Origin of the sequence: Saccharothrix syringae (assembly GCF_009498035.1) — a bacterium.
Taxonomy (GTDB): domain Bacteria; phylum Actinomycetota; class Actinomycetes; order Mycobacteriales; family Pseudonocardiaceae; genus Actinosynnema; species Actinosynnema syringae.
In genome coordinates this window covers 2606116-2621700 of record NZ_CP034550.1, presented here as the reverse complement: position 1 = coordinate 2621700, position 15585 = coordinate 2606116, and the positions used below count along the sequence as shown (strand labels likewise).

At 72.4% G+C, this 15585-nt stretch carries 9 protein-coding genes; 4 read left to right on the top strand and 5 right to left on the bottom strand.

Annotated features, from left to right (window positions below):
- Positions 1-87 precede the first annotated feature (87 nt).
- The 4 genes from EKG83_RS12285 to EKG83_RS12270 all read right to left on the bottom strand — a co-directional run bounded on the left by EKG83_RS12285 (position 88) and on the right by EKG83_RS12270 (position 7975).
- Positions 88-1071, bottom strand: coding sequence for a LacI family DNA-binding transcriptional regulator (locus tag EKG83_RS12285; RefSeq protein WP_033427357.1), 984 nt, complete (start codon positions 1069-1071; stop codon positions 88-90).
- Between the two features lie 165 nt (positions 1072-1236).
- On the bottom strand, positions 1237-2712 hold the full coding sequence (locus EKG83_RS12280; protein WP_228122585.1) for a family 43 glycosylhydrolase: 1476 nt from the start codon (positions 2710-2712) through the stop codon (positions 1237-1239).
- A 127-nt stretch (positions 2713-2839) separates the two neighbouring features.
- Entirely contained in the window at positions 2840-5326 is a 2487-nt protein-coding gene (locus tag EKG83_RS12275; protein WP_033427221.1) for an alpha-L-arabinofuranosidase C-terminal domain-containing protein, read from the bottom strand.
- A gap of 426 nt (positions 5327-5752) precedes the next feature.
- Entirely contained in the window at positions 5753-7975 is a 2223-nt protein-coding gene (locus tag EKG83_RS12270; RefSeq protein WP_033427220.1) for an immunoglobulin-like domain-containing protein, read from the bottom strand.
- Positions 7976-8232: 257 nt separating this feature from the next.
- Between EKG83_RS12270 and EKG83_RS12265 the strand changes: the two genes are divergently transcribed.
- The 4 genes from EKG83_RS12265 to yjfF all read left to right on the top strand — a co-directional run bounded on the left by EKG83_RS12265 (position 8233) and on the right by yjfF (position 12945).
- A complete protein-coding gene (locus tag EKG83_RS12265; protein WP_033427219.1) occupies positions 8233-9213 on the top strand; it encodes an ABC transporter substrate-binding protein in 981 nt (326 codons plus the stop codon).
- 104 nt (positions 9214-9317) lie between these two features.
- Positions 9318-10832 (top strand): sugar ABC transporter ATP-binding protein, encoded by a 1515-nt coding sequence (locus tag EKG83_RS12260; protein WP_051764280.1) that lies wholly within the window; start codon positions 9318-9320, stop codon positions 10830-10832.
- 110 nt (positions 10833-10942) lie between these two features.
- On the top strand, positions 10943-11932 hold the full coding sequence (locus EKG83_RS12255) for an ABC transporter permease (protein WP_051764279.1): 990 nt from the start codon (positions 10943-10945) through the stop codon (positions 11930-11932).
- Positions 11929-12945 carry a galactofuranose ABC transporter, permease protein YjfF gene (yjfF, locus tag EKG83_RS12250; RefSeq protein WP_084715834.1) on the top strand — a complete coding sequence of 339 codons (1017 nt, stop codon included), beginning with the start codon at positions 11929-11931 and terminating at the stop codon, positions 12943-12945. The genes EKG83_RS12255 and yjfF overlap by 4 nt, the downstream gene beginning before the upstream one ends.
- On the opposite strand, the gene EKG83_RS12245 is transcribed toward yjfF, so the two are convergent.
- Entirely contained in the window at positions 12926-15520 is a 2595-nt protein-coding gene (locus EKG83_RS12245) for a tetratricopeptide repeat protein (RefSeq protein ID WP_153278037.1), read from the bottom strand. The genes yjfF and EKG83_RS12245 overlap by 20 nt on opposite strands.
- Positions 15521-15585: the final 65 nt, after the last annotated feature.

The following is a 15585-nucleotide window of genomic DNA, read 5'->3' as shown; positions in this document are numbered from 1 at the left end:
CCAGCCTAGGTGCGGCGGCACCGGTTCCGGAACACGAAAGAATTGCGCGCCCGGGAAGTCCCGGGCGCGCGGGTCGCGATCCGGCCGTCAGGCGGGTGGCGCGACGCTGTCCCGCTCCACCAGCCTGGGCGCGATGGTGCGCTGCGAGGCACCCACCTCGCCGTCGCCGACCTGGGCCAGCAACAGCTCCAGGGTCTCCCGGGCGACGGCGTCGAAGTCGGGCCGGATGGTGGTCAGGGGCGGGATGAAGTAGGCGGCCTCGGGCACGTCGTCGAAGCCGACCACGCTCACGTCGTGCGGCACCTTGCGGCCGCGCTCGCTCATCGCGCGCAGGATGCCCAGCGCGAGGTGGTCGTTGGCCGCGAAGATCGCCGTGACCTCCGGCATCCGGGCCAGCATCTGGCCCGCCCGGTACCCCGAGGCGGCGCTCCAGTCGGCGGGCACGACCGGGGGGACCTCCAGGCCGGCGGCCTCCAGCGCCGAGCGCCAGCCCCTGATGCGGCCGGCGCTGTCGAACCAGTCGGGCGGACCCGAGACGTGCCAGACCGTGCGGTGGCCCGCGTCGAGCAGGTGGCGGGTCGCCGCGAAGGCGCCCGCCGCCTGGTCGACGGTCACCAGCGGGGTCGAGCGGTCCGGGTCGCCGTCCACGGTGACCAGCGGGATGCCCGCGGAGACGTCGCCGACCGCGTCGTTGGCCGACGCGGTCGGCGCGATCACCACTATGCCCGCGACCCGCTGGTCGCGGTGCCGCTCGACGGCGTCCGAGATGGAGGTGCGGTCCAGCACGTTCACCCGGCCCACGCTCACCGCGAACCCGGCACCGGCCGCCGCCTGCTCGAACGCCGCGAGCAGCGAGGCCGGGCCGTAGAGGGTGGAGTTCTGCGCCACCACCCCGATGAGCTGGGACCGGCCGGTCACCAGCGCGCGGGCCGCCTTGTTGGGCCGGTAGCCCAGCTCGGCGATCGCCGCGCGCACCCGCAGCCGGGTCTGCTCCCGGACGTTCGGGTGGCCGTTGAGCACCCGTGACACCGTCTGGTGCGAGACCCCGGCGAGTCGGGCGACATCCGTCATCGCGGGATCGCGCGAGGTCTTCTGCTCCACTACCGCCCCATCTCAGTCATCTTGTCCTACATCCTCGATGTTAGCGATAACACCGCTTCTTCGCTGCGACGATGCCCGTCACGTTGTCCAGCAGCCACATTGTCCACCAGGGACCTTCGCTACCGGTGGGTTCGATCAAGCGAGTCGGAAAGTCGCCCGCTCCCGCGCCCGGCGGTCGTTGCCCGGCTTGGTCACCACCAGCCGCCCGGAGCCGTCGTGGGCCACGTACGCCGACGGGTCGGCGGACAGCCGCAGCGACACCGCGTCCCGATCGGCCAGCCCCTCGACCCGCACGAACGAGGCCAGCCGCCCGTAGGCGTCGCCGTCCTCGTACGGGTCGACCCGGAGCGAGGTCCCGTCGACCCGGGCGTAGCGGTCCGGGAAGTTGACCGACTGGACCGCCGCCGTGCCCGCGCCGAGGAAGCCGTCCACGATGCGGAACTGGGAGTCGGCCAGCTCGCGCACGTTGCCGTCCACCCGCAGCCGGTACTCGAAGTGCCGGACGACCAGGTGCGGCGAGTCCACCGGCGACAGCCGCACCGCCGGGCCGCCCTTGCCCACCGGGACGCCGAAGGCGGGCGTGCCGTCGTCGTTCCAGTACAGCCGCTGCACGCGGGTGTGCCGGTTGGGGTCGAACAGCGGGTCGCCGGTGATGTCCCGGTAGTCGCGGGCGTGGTAGACCAGCACGTCCCGGTCGCCGACGGTGGTGAACGAGTTGTGCCCCGGGCCGTACTGGCGGGTGGCGTCGTTCGTGGTGAAGACCGGCGTGGGCGTCTTGGTCCACGACCGCGCGTCGAGCAGGTCGGCGTTCTCGTCGGCGGTCAGCAGGCCCATGCAGTAGCGGGCGTCGGTGGCGCTGGCGGAGAAGGTGACGAACACCCGGCCGTTGCGGATCAGCACCGCCGGGCCCTCGTTGACCCGGAAGCCCTGGACCTCCCAGCTCAGCGTCGGCTGGGCGATGCGCACGGGCGCGGTCCTCAGGGCCAGCGGCGAGGCCATCTCCGCGATGTAGAGGTTGCTGTTGGTGTTGATGCCGGGTTCGCTCTGCGCCCACAGGAAGTAGCGCTTGCCGCGGTGCTCGAACGTGGTCGCGTCGAGGGTGAAGGTGTCCCAGGCGGTGACCATCTGGCCGCGCAGCACCCAGCCGCTCTCGCGCGGGTCGGCGTTGGCCGACTCCAGCACGTAGGTGCGGATGCGGAACGGCTGGTCCGAGTCGCCCGCGGCGAAGTAGATGTACCACTTGCCGTCGATGCGGTGCAGCTCCGGCGCCCAGATGTAGCCGCCCATCGGCCCGGAGGCCGGGCGGCGCCAGACGGTGCGCTCGCGGGCGGTGGCCAGACCGTCCAGGGTGGACGCGCCGCGCACCACGATCCGGTCGTACTCCGGCACGGAGCCGGTGAGGTAGTACATGCCGTCGACCGGGCGGGTGATGAACGGGTCGGCGCGCTGCTCGACCAGCGGGTTGCGGGTGGGCAGGCCGTCCTCGGCCGGGCCGCGCCCGGCCCCTTCGGCCGCCGCCGGGCCGGAGGCGGCGGCCGCGGCGGTGGACAGGCCGCCGACCACGGCCAGCGCGCCGCCGGCGCGGAACAGGGATCTGCGGTCGAGGCTCACGGGAACTCCAATCGGGGACGGCCCGGTCGGTCGCTGGATCGGGTGATCATGGGCTCGGATCGCGGACTTTCGAACACTTGTTCGATACCGTCGTGGCATGAGGAATTCGACGTTTCCCCGGTCCTGGTCATCGCCTTCTGTCCTTGATGCGCAGGAAGGTCACGGAGTTCGGCGGGAAGGTGTGCGTGAAGGAGTTCGAGACCCGCACCTGCGCCTTGCGCGCCTTGACCGGCTGCGTGTGCTCGGTGTTCACGTCGTCCGGCAGACCTTCGAGCACGGTGGCCTCGGCAGCGGGCAGGACCCAGGTGTTCCCGCCCAGCTCGACCTTGGTCTTGGCCGCGTCCGCCTGGGCGTTGACCACCTTGACGACCAGGTCGCCGGTCTGCCGGTCGCGGGTGACCACCTGGCGGAAGGGCTCGACGAGTCGGTCGTCGGTGAACTCGCCCCACTGGCGCCCGTCGAGGAACAGCCGCACCTTGCGGCCGCGCACCTCGACGCGGAGGTCGTAGGTGCGGCCGGTCTCGATGCGGGTGCCGTCGGAGACCAGCGTGCTCTTGCCGCCGCCCTCGGCCTTCTCCACCGCGGACTGGGTGTTGTTCCAGCCGCCGAGGTTCCACCAGTAGTAGTTGCCGGTGTCCTTGACGCCGAAGGCGACCAGGAAGCCCTCGCTGCCGGCGCGCTTGGTGGCCTTGAGCTCCAGGGTGTAGTCGCGCCAGGCCGGGTCGCCCGCGGTGACGAGGGTGTTCTGGGCGGTGGCGTCGGACTGCGCGTAGGCGCCGTCGACCACGGCCCAGGTGCCGCTGCCGGTCCCGGTCCACTTGTTCGCGCCGGCGGAGAAGTCGTCGGCGAACAGCGCCTGCCCGCTCGCCGAGGTCACCTTCACGTCGTCGTAGGCGGCCGCGGTGGCCCAGGTCGACAGGCCGATGGCGCCGGTGATCGGTTCGAGGTTGGCCGGGGTTCCGGTGGCCGTGCTGGGCACCACGTGGTCGCCCACGTTGTTCATGAACAGCTTCTGCACCTCGTAGGAGGCCGAGCCCCAGGAGGCGTGGTTGTTGAACCAGATCATGTCCGGGCGCCACTGCACGTAGTCCTCGTTGGACAGCAGCGGGGCGTAGGAGGCGAGCTTGACCACGTCGGCGTTGCGCTCCAGGCCGGTCATGTAGGCGGCCTCGGCCAGGGCGTTGGAGAAGCGGTTGTCCTGGGAGGCGTACTCGCCGAGGAAGACCTTGGGGCCGTTGCGGTCGTAGCGGTCGTAGCGGTCGTTGTTCTGCAGGAACCAGGTCGGGCTGTTGTAGTAGTGCTCGTCGACCATCTCGACGCCGGCCTCGCGGTTGAGCTGCCAGAGCCGGTCGAAGGTGCCGCCGGTGTCGTCGGGCCCGGAGTTGCCGACCACCGTGATGTCCGGGTACCTCGCCTCGATCGCGGCGCGGAACTGCGTGAAGCGGTCGAAGAAGGCGTCGGGCAGGTTCTCCTCGTTGCCCACCCCGATGTGGGTCAGCTTGAACGGCTCCGGGTGCCCCATCTCGGCGCGCTTGCGGCCCCAGGTCGAGTCGGCCGGGCCGTTGGCGAACTCGATCAGGTCGAGCGTGTCCTGGATGTGGCGCCGGAGCAGCGCCGGGTCGTCGGTGGCGCGGTTCTGGCCGCAGCCGGTCACCAGCGCGGGCACCACCGGCAGCGGCATCGCGCCGATGTCCTCGGCGAACTGGAAGTACTCGAAGTAGCCGAGGCCGTAGGACTGGTTGTAGCCCCAGAAGTTCGCGTTGGTGGCGCGCTCCTCGACCGGGCCGATGGTGTCCTTCCACTGGTAGGAGCGGCGGCGCTCCCAGTTGGTGGTGGCGTCGTAGCCGTAGTGGCTGCCGGTGTTGACCAGGCAGCCGCCGGGGAAGCGCACGAAACCGGGCTTGAGCGCGGCGATCTTCTCGGCCAGGTCCTTGCGCAGGCCGTTGGGCCGGTTCTTGAAGGTCTCGTGGGGGAACAGCGAGACCATGTCCAGCCGCAGCGTGCCCGTGCCGCCGCCGGTCAGCAGCAGGCGGCCGGTGGTGGAGGACTCGCGGGCCTGGAAGGTGCCGGTGTACCTGGTCCAGCCGTCACCGCGCACCTGGACCTTGACGCGGGGCGCGAGGTCCTTGCCCGCCGGGTCGGTCAGGCCGACCTCCAGCGGGGTGCCCGCGGCCTGGTCCGTGCGGGCCCAGGCGGAGAAGTCGTAGCGCTTGCCCTTCTCCACGTTGATGCCCGAGTTGTAGCCGGAGTTGATGACGCCGGCGGGCAGGCCGAGGCGGAGGTAGCGGCGGTTGCGCTCGTTGAGCCGGGCGTCGTCGTCGACCACGTCGAGCGTGCCGCCGGTCGGGGCCCACCCGGTGAGCGGGGTGTAGGCGGCGTTGTCGGCCCGGTCGTACTCGAACGACCGGTTCTGCACCAGCTCGGCGTACAGGCCACCGTCGGCGGCGCGGTTGATGTCCTCGAAGAAGACGCCGTACATGGTGTCGTCGATCGAGGCGCCCTTGCCGGTCGGGTCGATGGTCAGCGTGTAGTCGGTGTCGGCGGCCACGCCCGATGCGGGCACGGCGACGAGCAGGCTCGCGACGAGCGCCGCGGCCATCACTGCGCGGGACATGCGTGCTCCAGGGAGATCAGGGAAAGCAACGCGTACTGGAGTCAGGGGAACGGGGGGACGGGAGGTCGGGCAGCCGAGCGGTTGGCAGTCAGTCGGCAGTCAGGCAGTCAGGGGTCAGGCGGCGGTCAGCGGTCAGGCGGCAGTCAGCGGTCAGGCGGCGGTCAAGCGGCGGTCAAGCGGTCAAGCGGTCAGGCGGCAGTCAGATGGTCAGGTGGCAGTCAGGCGGTCGAGAAGGTCGGCCGAACGCGCCGGGCGCCGGCGGCGCCCCTCAGGACACCGCCAGAAGTCCTGAGAGGCGCCCGCCAGACCTCGCGGCACGACGGTCGCGTGCCGCAAGTCGTCACCCGCGCACCGTTGCGCGGTCGGACGTTCGCCCTCGCCGGGCGTTGGTCCGGGTGGGGAGTGGTGCCGGTGAAGCGGTGATCGTCAGGGGAAGGCGGCGCGGACCCGTTCCAGCTCGGCCTTGGTCACCGGCAGCACGGTGCCGTGCCGCGGGCGGCTGGGCAGCTCGTAACCGGTGGCGAGCTGCCACTGGCCGGTGGCGAGGTCGGTGGTCTCGAAGGGGACGTAGCCGCGACCGCCGAACTCGTCGATGAACAGGTACCACTTGTCCTCGGTGTTGGACTTGAACACCGTCGGCCCCTCGCCGCGGCTGATCGAGCCCTTGCCGATGCAGTCGGCGACGAAGTCGTAGGAGGTGTCGCGCAGTTCGGTGGACTTCTCGGCCACGATGAACTTGCTGCACGGGGTGCTGGACGTGTTGTTCCGCTCGTCCTTGGTGAAGCGGTAGTACTCCGCGCCGTGCTTGATCACGGTCGAGTCGATCACCGAGTAGCCGGGGTCGACCCAGACCCGGGGTTCGGTGAAGGTGCGGAAGTCGCGCGTGGTCGCGTAGAGCATCTTGTTGTAGGTGTCGCCCGTGTGCTGCGGGTCGTCCGCGGCGTAGACCTTGGAGGCCCAGAAGACGACGTACGCACCGATCGACTCGTCGTAGTACGCCTCGGGGGCCCAGGTGTTGCCGGCCGTTTCCGGTGACACCAGGACGTGGCGCTGCTCCGACCAGTTGACCAGGTCGGTGGACTCCCACACCTCGATGTAGCGGCTGCCCCGGCGCTGCGCCAGGTCCCAGTTGCCGTTGCCGTGGATCTTCAGGTCGGTGGCGATGAGGTAGAACTTGTCGCCCTCCGGCGACCTGATGACGAACGGGTCGCGAACACCCCGGTCCCCCAGGGAGGAGGTGAGCACGGGCCGGCCGCCGTTGAGCTCGTCCCACTTGAGCGCGTCGTTGCCGCGGCTGGCGGCGAAGTAGACCTGCTCGCCGGTGGCGGTGCCCTCGCCGGTGAAGTAGCCGAAGAGGTAGCCCTCGTAGGTCTGCCGCTCGGGCAGCGGGGTCACCGTGACGTCGAAGCGGCGCTTGACCTGCTGGTGGCCGCTCTCCACGGTCGCGGTGAGGGTGACCCGCTGCGGGCGCTCGCCGTGCGCGGGGCGGGTGACCTCGCCGGTCTCGGTGACGACCTTCTTCTTCGTCGACTTCCACGACACCCTGGTGCCGTGCAGGCCGGTGGTGGGGAGGGTGAGGTTGCCGCGGACGTCGTCGGCGTCCCACACCGCCAGCGCGGCGGCGGCCTCGGTGACCTTCTCGCGGTCGGTCGGCTCCGGTCGCACGGTCACGCGGAAGGCGCGGGTCTGGCCGGCGGCGCTCGCGGTGAGCGTCGCGGTGGCCGGGGCGCGGCCGGCGGCGGGGCGGGTGACGACGCCTTGATCGGTCACGTACCGCGGGTCGTCGGAGTGCCAGGTGATCGCCGAACCGTGCGGTCCGGTGGTCGGCAGGGTGAGGTCCGCGGTGACCGCGGACAGGTCGCCGAGGTCGATGGCGGCCAGGTCGCGGCGGGCCTTCTCCTCGGCGGGGACGAAGCCGAGGTCGTGGACCTCGGCGGCGGTGAGGGCCCGGTCGTACAGGCGGAAGTCGCGGACGGCGCCCTTGAGGTGGTGGTCGCCGCCGTAGACCGAGCGGCCGATGTGGTTGGCCGTGGTGCTGCCGCCGCCGATCATGGCCGGGGTGGTGGTGACGCCGGTCTTGCGGCCGACCTCGACGCCGTCCTCGTAGAGCACCGCGGTGCCGTCGGCGAGGGTGTAGGTCAGCGTCTTCCACACGTCGCGGGCGAGGTCGCGGCCCGCGGTCGCGGTCTGTTCGGTGGACCAGTTGCCCGTGGCGATGGAAGTGCGGTAGGCGTTGCCCGTGGTGAACAGGTAGCCGTTGCCGGAGGTGCCCGAGGAGTTCCCGAGACCCCAGACGAAGTAGGGCGTGGGCTGGTCGAGTGCGATGCGCACCTCCAGCGAGACGCTGACCTCGGTCAGGTCGCGCAGGAGGTGGTCGGGCAGGTCCACGTGACCGTTCTGGCCGCCCAGCTGGAGGCCGTCCTCGCCGGCCGGGGTGGCGTCGCCGAGGATCGCCGCGTCCCGGTGGGAGCCCGAGACGTCCCGGGCGACCGCGCCCGCGGTCTCGGTGAGCGGGTAGTGCACGACCAGGCCGTCGGTCGGGCCGTCGGCCGCGGTGGCGGTGGCGGGGATGCCGCTCGTCGTCGCGGCGGCCAGTGCCGCGACGACGGCCGTCGTGATGGTGCGCGGACGATGGCGGAGGGAGAACATGGTGGGGCGTCGCTCTCGTCGGTGAGCACGGCGTGCACCGCGCGTCGTGAACAGGACGTCCGGGTGTTGACGTGCGCTGAGTCACAAAAGTGAGCGCTAACATATGTCTCCCCCTTCGAACGTGTCAAGCGTGCGAAGTTGACGTTTCGAAGGGGTTGACGTGGCCATTGTGAACGTTCACTCTTGTGGCCCAGGTGACCACGGTCACGCGGTTCGCCGTCCCCGCCAGTGTCTCGGGTTCACACGGAGGAAGACCAGTGCTCAAGAAGTTCGCGACCGCCGCCAGCGCGGTCTTGTTGGCCGCGTTGACCGCTTGCGGCTCCGGTGGCTCCGGCGGGTCCGGGGACGCGGGGTCGACGGGCGCCGACGACGGCAAGATCACGATGGGCTTCGCCCAGGTGGGCGCCGAGAGCGGTTGGCGCACCGCGAACACGAAGTCGGTCCAGGAGGCGGCCGCGAAGGCGGGCATCGACCTGAAGTTCACCGACGCGCAGCAGAAGCAGGAGAACCAGATCAAGGCGATCCGGTCCTACGTCCAGCAGAAGGTGGACGTGATCGCCTTCAGCCCGGTGGTGGAGACCGGCTGGGACGCCGTCCTGCTGGAGGCCAAGCGCGCCAACATCCCGGTGATCCTGACCGACCGCGCGATCGATTCAGAGGACACGTCGCTCTACAAGACGTTCCTCGGCTCGGACTTCGTGGAGGAGGGCAAGAAGGCCGGCCAGTGGCTGAAGGAGAACGCGGGCGACGCGGTCAACGTCGTCGAGCTGCAGGGCACCACGGGCGCGGCACCCGCCCTCGACCGCAAGAAGGGCTTCGAGGACGCCATCGCGGGCACGAACCTCAAGATCGTGGCCTCGCAGACCGGTGACTTCACCCGCTCGGGCGGCAAGCAGGTCATGGAGGCGTTCCTGAAGTCCGTGCCGGACATCGACGTGGTGTACGCGCACAACGACGACATGGGCCTGGGCGCGATCGAGGCGATCAAGGCGGCGGGCAAGGTGCCCGGCAAGGACATCAAGATCATCACCGTGGACGCGGTGAAGGACGGCATGACCGCGCTGGCCGCCGGTGAGATCAACTTCATCGTCGAGTGCAACCCGCTGCTGGGCGACCAGCTGATGGACCTGGCCAAGAAGGTCGTCGCCGGCGAGGAGGTGCCGGCCCGGGTGGTGACCGAGGAGACGACGTTCACCTCCGAGCAGGCCAAGGCCGCGCTCCCCGAGCGCCAGTACTGATCCGCAGGTCCGCAGACCGCGGCCCCCGCCACCCTCCGGGTGTGGTGGCGGGGGCCGCACCCAGTCGTGTGAGGGGAGTGCCGGTGACCGAGCCGGTCGTCGACATGCGGGGCATCTCGGTGGAGTTCCCCGGTGTGAAGGCCCTGCAGGAGGTGGACTTCCGGCTGTTCCCCGGCGAGGTCCACGCCCTGATGGGCGAGAACGGAGCGGGCAAGTCCACGCTCATCAAGGCGCTGACCGGCGTGCACCGCCTCGCGGCGGGCGAGATCCGGTACGCGGGCGAGGCGGTCTCCTTCGACCGGCCCGCGCAGGCCCAGGCGGCCGGGATCAGCACGGTGTACCAGGAGGTGAACCTGTGCGCGAACCTGACCGTGGCGGAGAACATCCTGCTGGGTCGTGAGCCGCGCCGGTTCGGGCGGATCGACGGCAAGGCGATGCGGGCGCGCGCCGCCGAGCTGCTGGCGCGCATCGGCCTGCGCATCGACCCCGGGTCGGTGCTGGAGAGCCACCCGATCGCCGTGCAGCAACTGGTGGCCATCGCGCGGGCGGTGGCCGTCGACGCGCGGGTGCTCGTGCTGGACGAGCCGACCTCCAGCCTCGACACCGACGAGGTGGCCGAGCTGTTCCGGATCATCCGGGTGCTGCGCGACGAGGGCGTCGCGGTGCTGTTCGTGACGCACTTCCTGGAGCAGGTCTACGAGATCTCCGACCGGATCACGGTCCTGCGCAACGGCCGGCTGGTCGGCGAGCACGCCACCACCGCGCTGAGCCGGATCGACCTGGTCTCGGCGATGCTGGGCCGCGAGATGGGCCTGCTGGAGGAGATCGAGCGCCGCTCGGGCACGCCGGGCGCGCCGCTGCTGGTGGCCGAGGGCCTGGGCCGCAAGGGCTCGGTGGCGCCGTTCGACCTGACCATCCGGGCGGGCGAGGTGGTGGGCCTGGCCGGGCTGCTCGGCTCGGGCCGCACCGAGGTGGCGCGGCTGCTGTTCGGCGCGGACAAGGCCGACTCGGGCCGGGTGCTGGTCGACGGCAAGCCCCTGCACCTGCGCGGCCCGCGGTCGGCGATCGCGGCGGGCATCGCGTTCTCCTCGGAGGACCGCAAGGCCGAGGGCGTCGTGGCCGACCTGAGCGTGCGCGACAACCTGATCCTGGCGATGCAGGCGGCGCGCGGCTGGGCCCGCCCGGTGCCGCGCAAGGTCGCCGACGAGCTGGTCGCGAAGTACATCGAGGTGCTGGACATCCGGCCCGCCGACCCGGACAAGCTGGTCGGCAACCTGTCCGGCGGCAACCAGCAGAAGGTGCTGCTGGCGCGGTGGCTGGTGACCAAGCCGCGGCTGCTGATCCTGGACGAGCCGACGCGCGGCATCGACGTGGGCGCGAAGGCGCAGATCCAGAAGCTGGTCGCGGACCTGGCCGCCGAGGGCATGGCGGTGTTGTTCATCTCCGCGGAACTGGAGGAGGTGGTCCGCATCTCCGACCGGGTGGTGGTGATGCGCGACCGGCACAAGGTGGCCGAGCTGGACGCGGCCGAGTCGGGTGGCACGGTGGGTGTGGACGAGGTGATGGCGCTGATCGCGGGTGGCGCGGAGCAGCGGCCGGAGCGGGCGGTGGCGTCGTGAAGGGCAACGAGCCGGGCGACGGGCCGGGCGGTGCCGTCGTGGTGGACGAGCCGGGTACCGCCGGCACCCCGGGCGGCGGGGTGAGGGGCAACGGGTCGAACCGCGGCCTCGTGCGCGGCAGGTCGGGCCGCAACCTCAAGGACAACAAGCTGCTGTGGCCGCTGCTGGCGCTGGTCGCCCTGCTGCTGCTGAACGTGGTCGTCACGCCCTCGTTCTTCTCGCTGCGCATCCAGGACGGCGCGCTGTTCGGCAGCCTGGTCGACATCCTGCGCAACGGCGCGCCCACCCTGCTGATCGCGCTGGGCATGACGCTGGTCATCGCCACCCGCGGCATCGACCTGTCGGTGGGCGCGGTGGCGGCGATCGCGGGCGCGGTGACGTGCACGCACATCGCCACGGGCGGCAACGCGTGGGTCGGCATGGGCATCGCGCTGGCGCTGTGCGCGGTGCTGGGGCTGTGGAACGGGTTCCTGGTCTCGGTGCTGGGCATCCAGCCGATCATCGCCACGCTGGTGCTGATGACGGCCGGGCGCGGGGTGGCGATGCTGATCACCGAGGGGCAGATCATCACCGTGGACTCCCCCACCTACCGGCAGGTGGGCGCGGGCTTCCTGGTGCTGCCGATCGCGATCCTGATCAGCCTGGCCGCGCTGGGCCTGGTCGCGCTGGCGACCCGCCGCACGGCGCTGGGCCTGCTGATCGAGTCGGTCGGGGTGAACCCCGAGGCCAGCAGGCTGGCGGGGGTGCGGTCGCGCACGATCATCTGGACCGTGTACGTGTTCGCGGCGCTGTGCGCGGGCATCGCCGGCCTGATGATCAGCTCCAACGTGAGCGCGGCGGACGCCAACAACGCCGGCCTGTGGATCGAGATGGACGCGATCCTGGCGGTGGTCATCGGCGGCACGTCACTGGCCGGCGGGCGGTACTCGCTGACCGGCACGCTGCTCGGCGCGCTGATCATCCAGACGCTGACCACCACGGTCTACACCGCGGGCATCGCGCCGGAGATCACGCTGGTGTTCAAGGCGGTCGTGGTGATGGCGGTGTGCCTGGTGCAGGCGCCGGTCAAGTTCCGGGTGAGGCGAGGGGTGCCCGCATGAAGCAGACAGTGGCCGTCGAGCCGGAGGTGACCCCGGCGTCCCGGAAGCCGTCCGGGGTGACGGTGAGCGTCCCGAAGCGGTTCCTGCCGGTGATCGCCACGTTCGTGGTGTTCGTGGCGACGTTCGGCGTCGGCTCGGTGCGGTACGAGGGGTTCGCGACCGGCCAGGTGGTGGCGAACCTGTTCATCGACAACGCGTTCCTGATCGTGCTCGCGGTCGGCATGACGTTCGTGATCCTGACCGGCGGCATCGACCTGTCGGTGGGCTCGGTGGTGGCGCTGTCCACGATGATCGCGGCGGCCGGGCTGCGCGCGGGCTGGCCGCCGCTGCTGGTGGTGGTCGCGGTGCTCGTGGTGGGCTCCGGGCTGGGCCTGGCGATGGGCTGGGTGATCCACCGGTTCGGCGTGCAGCCGTTCATCGTGACGCTGGCCGGCATGTTCCTGGCCCGCGGCCTGTGCTTCGTGATCAGCGTGGAGTCGATCTCCATCAAGGACCCGGCCTTCCGCACCCTGGCCACGGAGTCGATCGAGCTGCCCGGCAAGGTGACCATCACCTACCCGGTGGTGATCGCCCTGGTGGTGGTGCTGGCCGCGGCGTACGTGCTGCACCTGACCCGGTTCGGGCGCACCGTGTACGCCGTGGGCGGCAGCGAGTCCTCGGCGCGGCTGATGGGCCTGGCCACCACGCGCGCGAAGATCGGCGTGTACGTGGTCAGCGGCTTCTGCTCGGCCCTGGGCGGCCTGCTCTACAGCCTCTACATGCTGTCCGGCTACAGCCTGCACGCGGTGGGCATGGAGCTGGACGCGATCGCCGCCGTGGTGGTGGGCGGCAGCCTGCTGTCCGGCGGGGTCGGGTTCGTGGTCGGCTCGGTGGCGGGCGTGCTGGTGCTGGGCACGATCCAGACGCTGGTCTCGTTCCAGGGCACGCTGTCCTCGTGGTGGACCAAGATCGTCGTCGGTGCCCTGCTGCTGGCGTTCATCGCGCTGCAGCGGCTCATCGTGCGGCGGTCCTGACCCCCCACCCCGCCAGCAGTTGCGCCGCCTCCCGGGTGCGCGGGTGGTTCTCCCCCTGCACCCGGGACATCTCCGCCAGCACCGCGCGCAGCTCGGCGACCGCCTCGGTCCGCCGGCCGCCCCGGTGCAGGAGGTCGGCCAGCTGCTGGCGGGTCCGCAGCACGCGCGGGTGCCGCGGGCCGAACACCGCCTCGACCTCCCCGCGCAGCCGGGCCAGCCGCTCCACCGCCGACGCGTCACCCGCCACCCCGCACCAGAACGCCTGGTTGGCCAGGCAGGTCAGGGTGGTGGGGTGCCGTCGCCCCAGGACCCGCTCGGCGTCGGCGGCGGCCGCGCCGAACTCGGTGACGGCCTCCGCCAGGTCCCCGGCCACGGCGCGCCAGTAGGCCAGGTTGTGCCGGGCGATGAACGCGTCGTGCAGGCCGCGGGCGCCCACCGACCCCAGGCCGTCCACCGCCTCCCGGTGGAGCTCCACGGACCGCCGGGCGTCGCCGCCCTCGCCCACCCAGCGGGCGAGCCCCAGCAGGACGCGCAGCGTCTGCGGGTGCCGCGGCCCCAGCTCCGCCCGCAGCACCTCCACCAGCGCGGCGGCGGCCTCCCGGGCGCCCTCGGTGTCGCCGGACAGGCCCAGGGTCAGCACGCGGTCGTCCAGCGCGGCCACCACCAGCGGGTGCCCGGCGGGCAGGCCGCAGTCGGCGATCAGCGAGTCGAACCCGGCGAGCGCGTCCGCCACCAGGCCCGACTCCATCCGGAACCGCGCCTGGTACAGCCGGGCCCACAGGGTGTCGGTGTCGGTCGGCCCGAGCTCGCGCTCCGCCTGCTCCAGCACCTCGCCCAGCGCCGCCAGCGCCGCCGCCGGGTCGCCGAGGTCACCGGTCGCCTTGGCGACCCGGGTGCGCAGCACCACCACGTCGCGCGGTTCGACCGCCCGCGCCAGCAGCCCGACCGCCACGTCGCGGGCGGCCGCGGCCCGGCCGATGCTGTCCAGGTAGCGGACGACGCGGTCGAGCACCGGGTGCATCCCGCCCCGCCACAGGTGCTCGCCGGCGACCGCGCGCAGCACCTCGGCGTTGCGGTGCAGCGCGGCGGCGGTGTCCGGGTCGGCCCCGGCCCACTCGCGCTCCAGCGCGTCGGCCGCCGCCACCGCCACGGCGCCCAGGTCGGGCACGAGGTCGCGGGCGGCGCGCTGCACGAGGGCGTGCGCCTCGACGCGGCGGTCGTGGTGGGTGACCAGGTTGAGCCGGTGCAGGGCGCGCAGGGCCAGCAGGCCGCGCCCGCCGTCGAGCAGCACCGCCTCGGGGATGCCGTCCGGCGCGAGCACCGAGACCAGGCCCAGCACGTCGGGCGCGGTGGCCGCCAGCGACCCGGCCCGCTCCGCGGCCAGCCGCACCGCGCCCGCCACCGTGTCGTCGTGCGCGTCCGCGGGCGAGGAGGGCGGGAACAGGTCGGCCACCCGCTGCCGCCGGTCGGCCAGCAGGTCCAGGTAGGCGGGCACGTCCACGCCGGTGTCGATGAGGAACGCGGCGGCCTGCGCGAGCGCGAGCGGGAAGCACCCGACCGCGGCGGCGAGCGCGGCCTGGTCCTCCGGCCGGTGCCGCGGGTCGACCGACAGCCGCTCGGCCAGGTAGGCCGCGGCCTCGTCGGGGTCGAACGTGCCCACCGGCACCACCCGCACGTCCGGCCGGAGCAGCGCGGCGTCGCGCCGGCGCGTGGTGACCACGCTGCGCCCGGCGTCGCCCGCGGGCCACAGGCCGGCGAGCTCGGCCGGGTCGTCCACGTCGTCCAGCACCACCAGCCAGGACGTGGTGGTGGTGCGCAGCCGGTTGAGGAACAGGTCGGCCTGCGCCTCGTCGTCGGTGCCGGCCTCGGAGGCGACCAGCGCCCGCCACGCGCGGGCGTAGCCGGTGAGCACGGACTGCCGGGTGCGCGCGGCGACCCACACCCGCACGTCGGCAGGTGATCGGTGGAACACGGCGGTGGCCAACTGCGACTTGCCGACGCCGCCCGCGCCGGTGAGCAGCACCCGGCGCACGCCCGGGTCCCCCAGCGCCGCCTCGATCGCCCCGGTGAGCGCGGGCCTGCTCCGCAGTGCCGCCGCGTCGCTGGGCGGTCGGCCCACCGCGATCCGGCCCACCACGGCCCCGCCCACCCGGTCGCCGCGCCCCGTCCCGGTCGGCACCGGAGCCGGGACGGGGGCCGTCCGGGACCGGGCGGGAACCGGAGGCGGCGGTGCGACCGGGACCGGAGGTGCGACCGGGACCGGGGGTGCGACCGGGGTCTCCGCCGAGGCCGGACCGCGCCGCTCCCGCCGCGCCGCCCGCCACAACCCGCGCAACCGCTCCACCCCGGTCACCCCACCGGTCGCCATCGCGACGGCCAGCACGGCGTCGAAGTCGCGCGGCACGGACCGCCCGCCGACCCACTCCCCCAGCCGCCGGGCGTTCACCGCCACCCGCCGCCCCGAGGGCAGCACCACCGCGCTCGCGCGCCGGGCCACCGCCTCGTCCGACACGTCCGGGACCCGCCGCCGCAGCCGTCCCAGTTCCCGCGCCAACGCCGCTTTCGGGTCGCTCAACCGCCACCTCCCCAGGGGTCGAGTCTAGATCTCCACCCCCTCCCCCGAACGCACCCGCCGCCGCG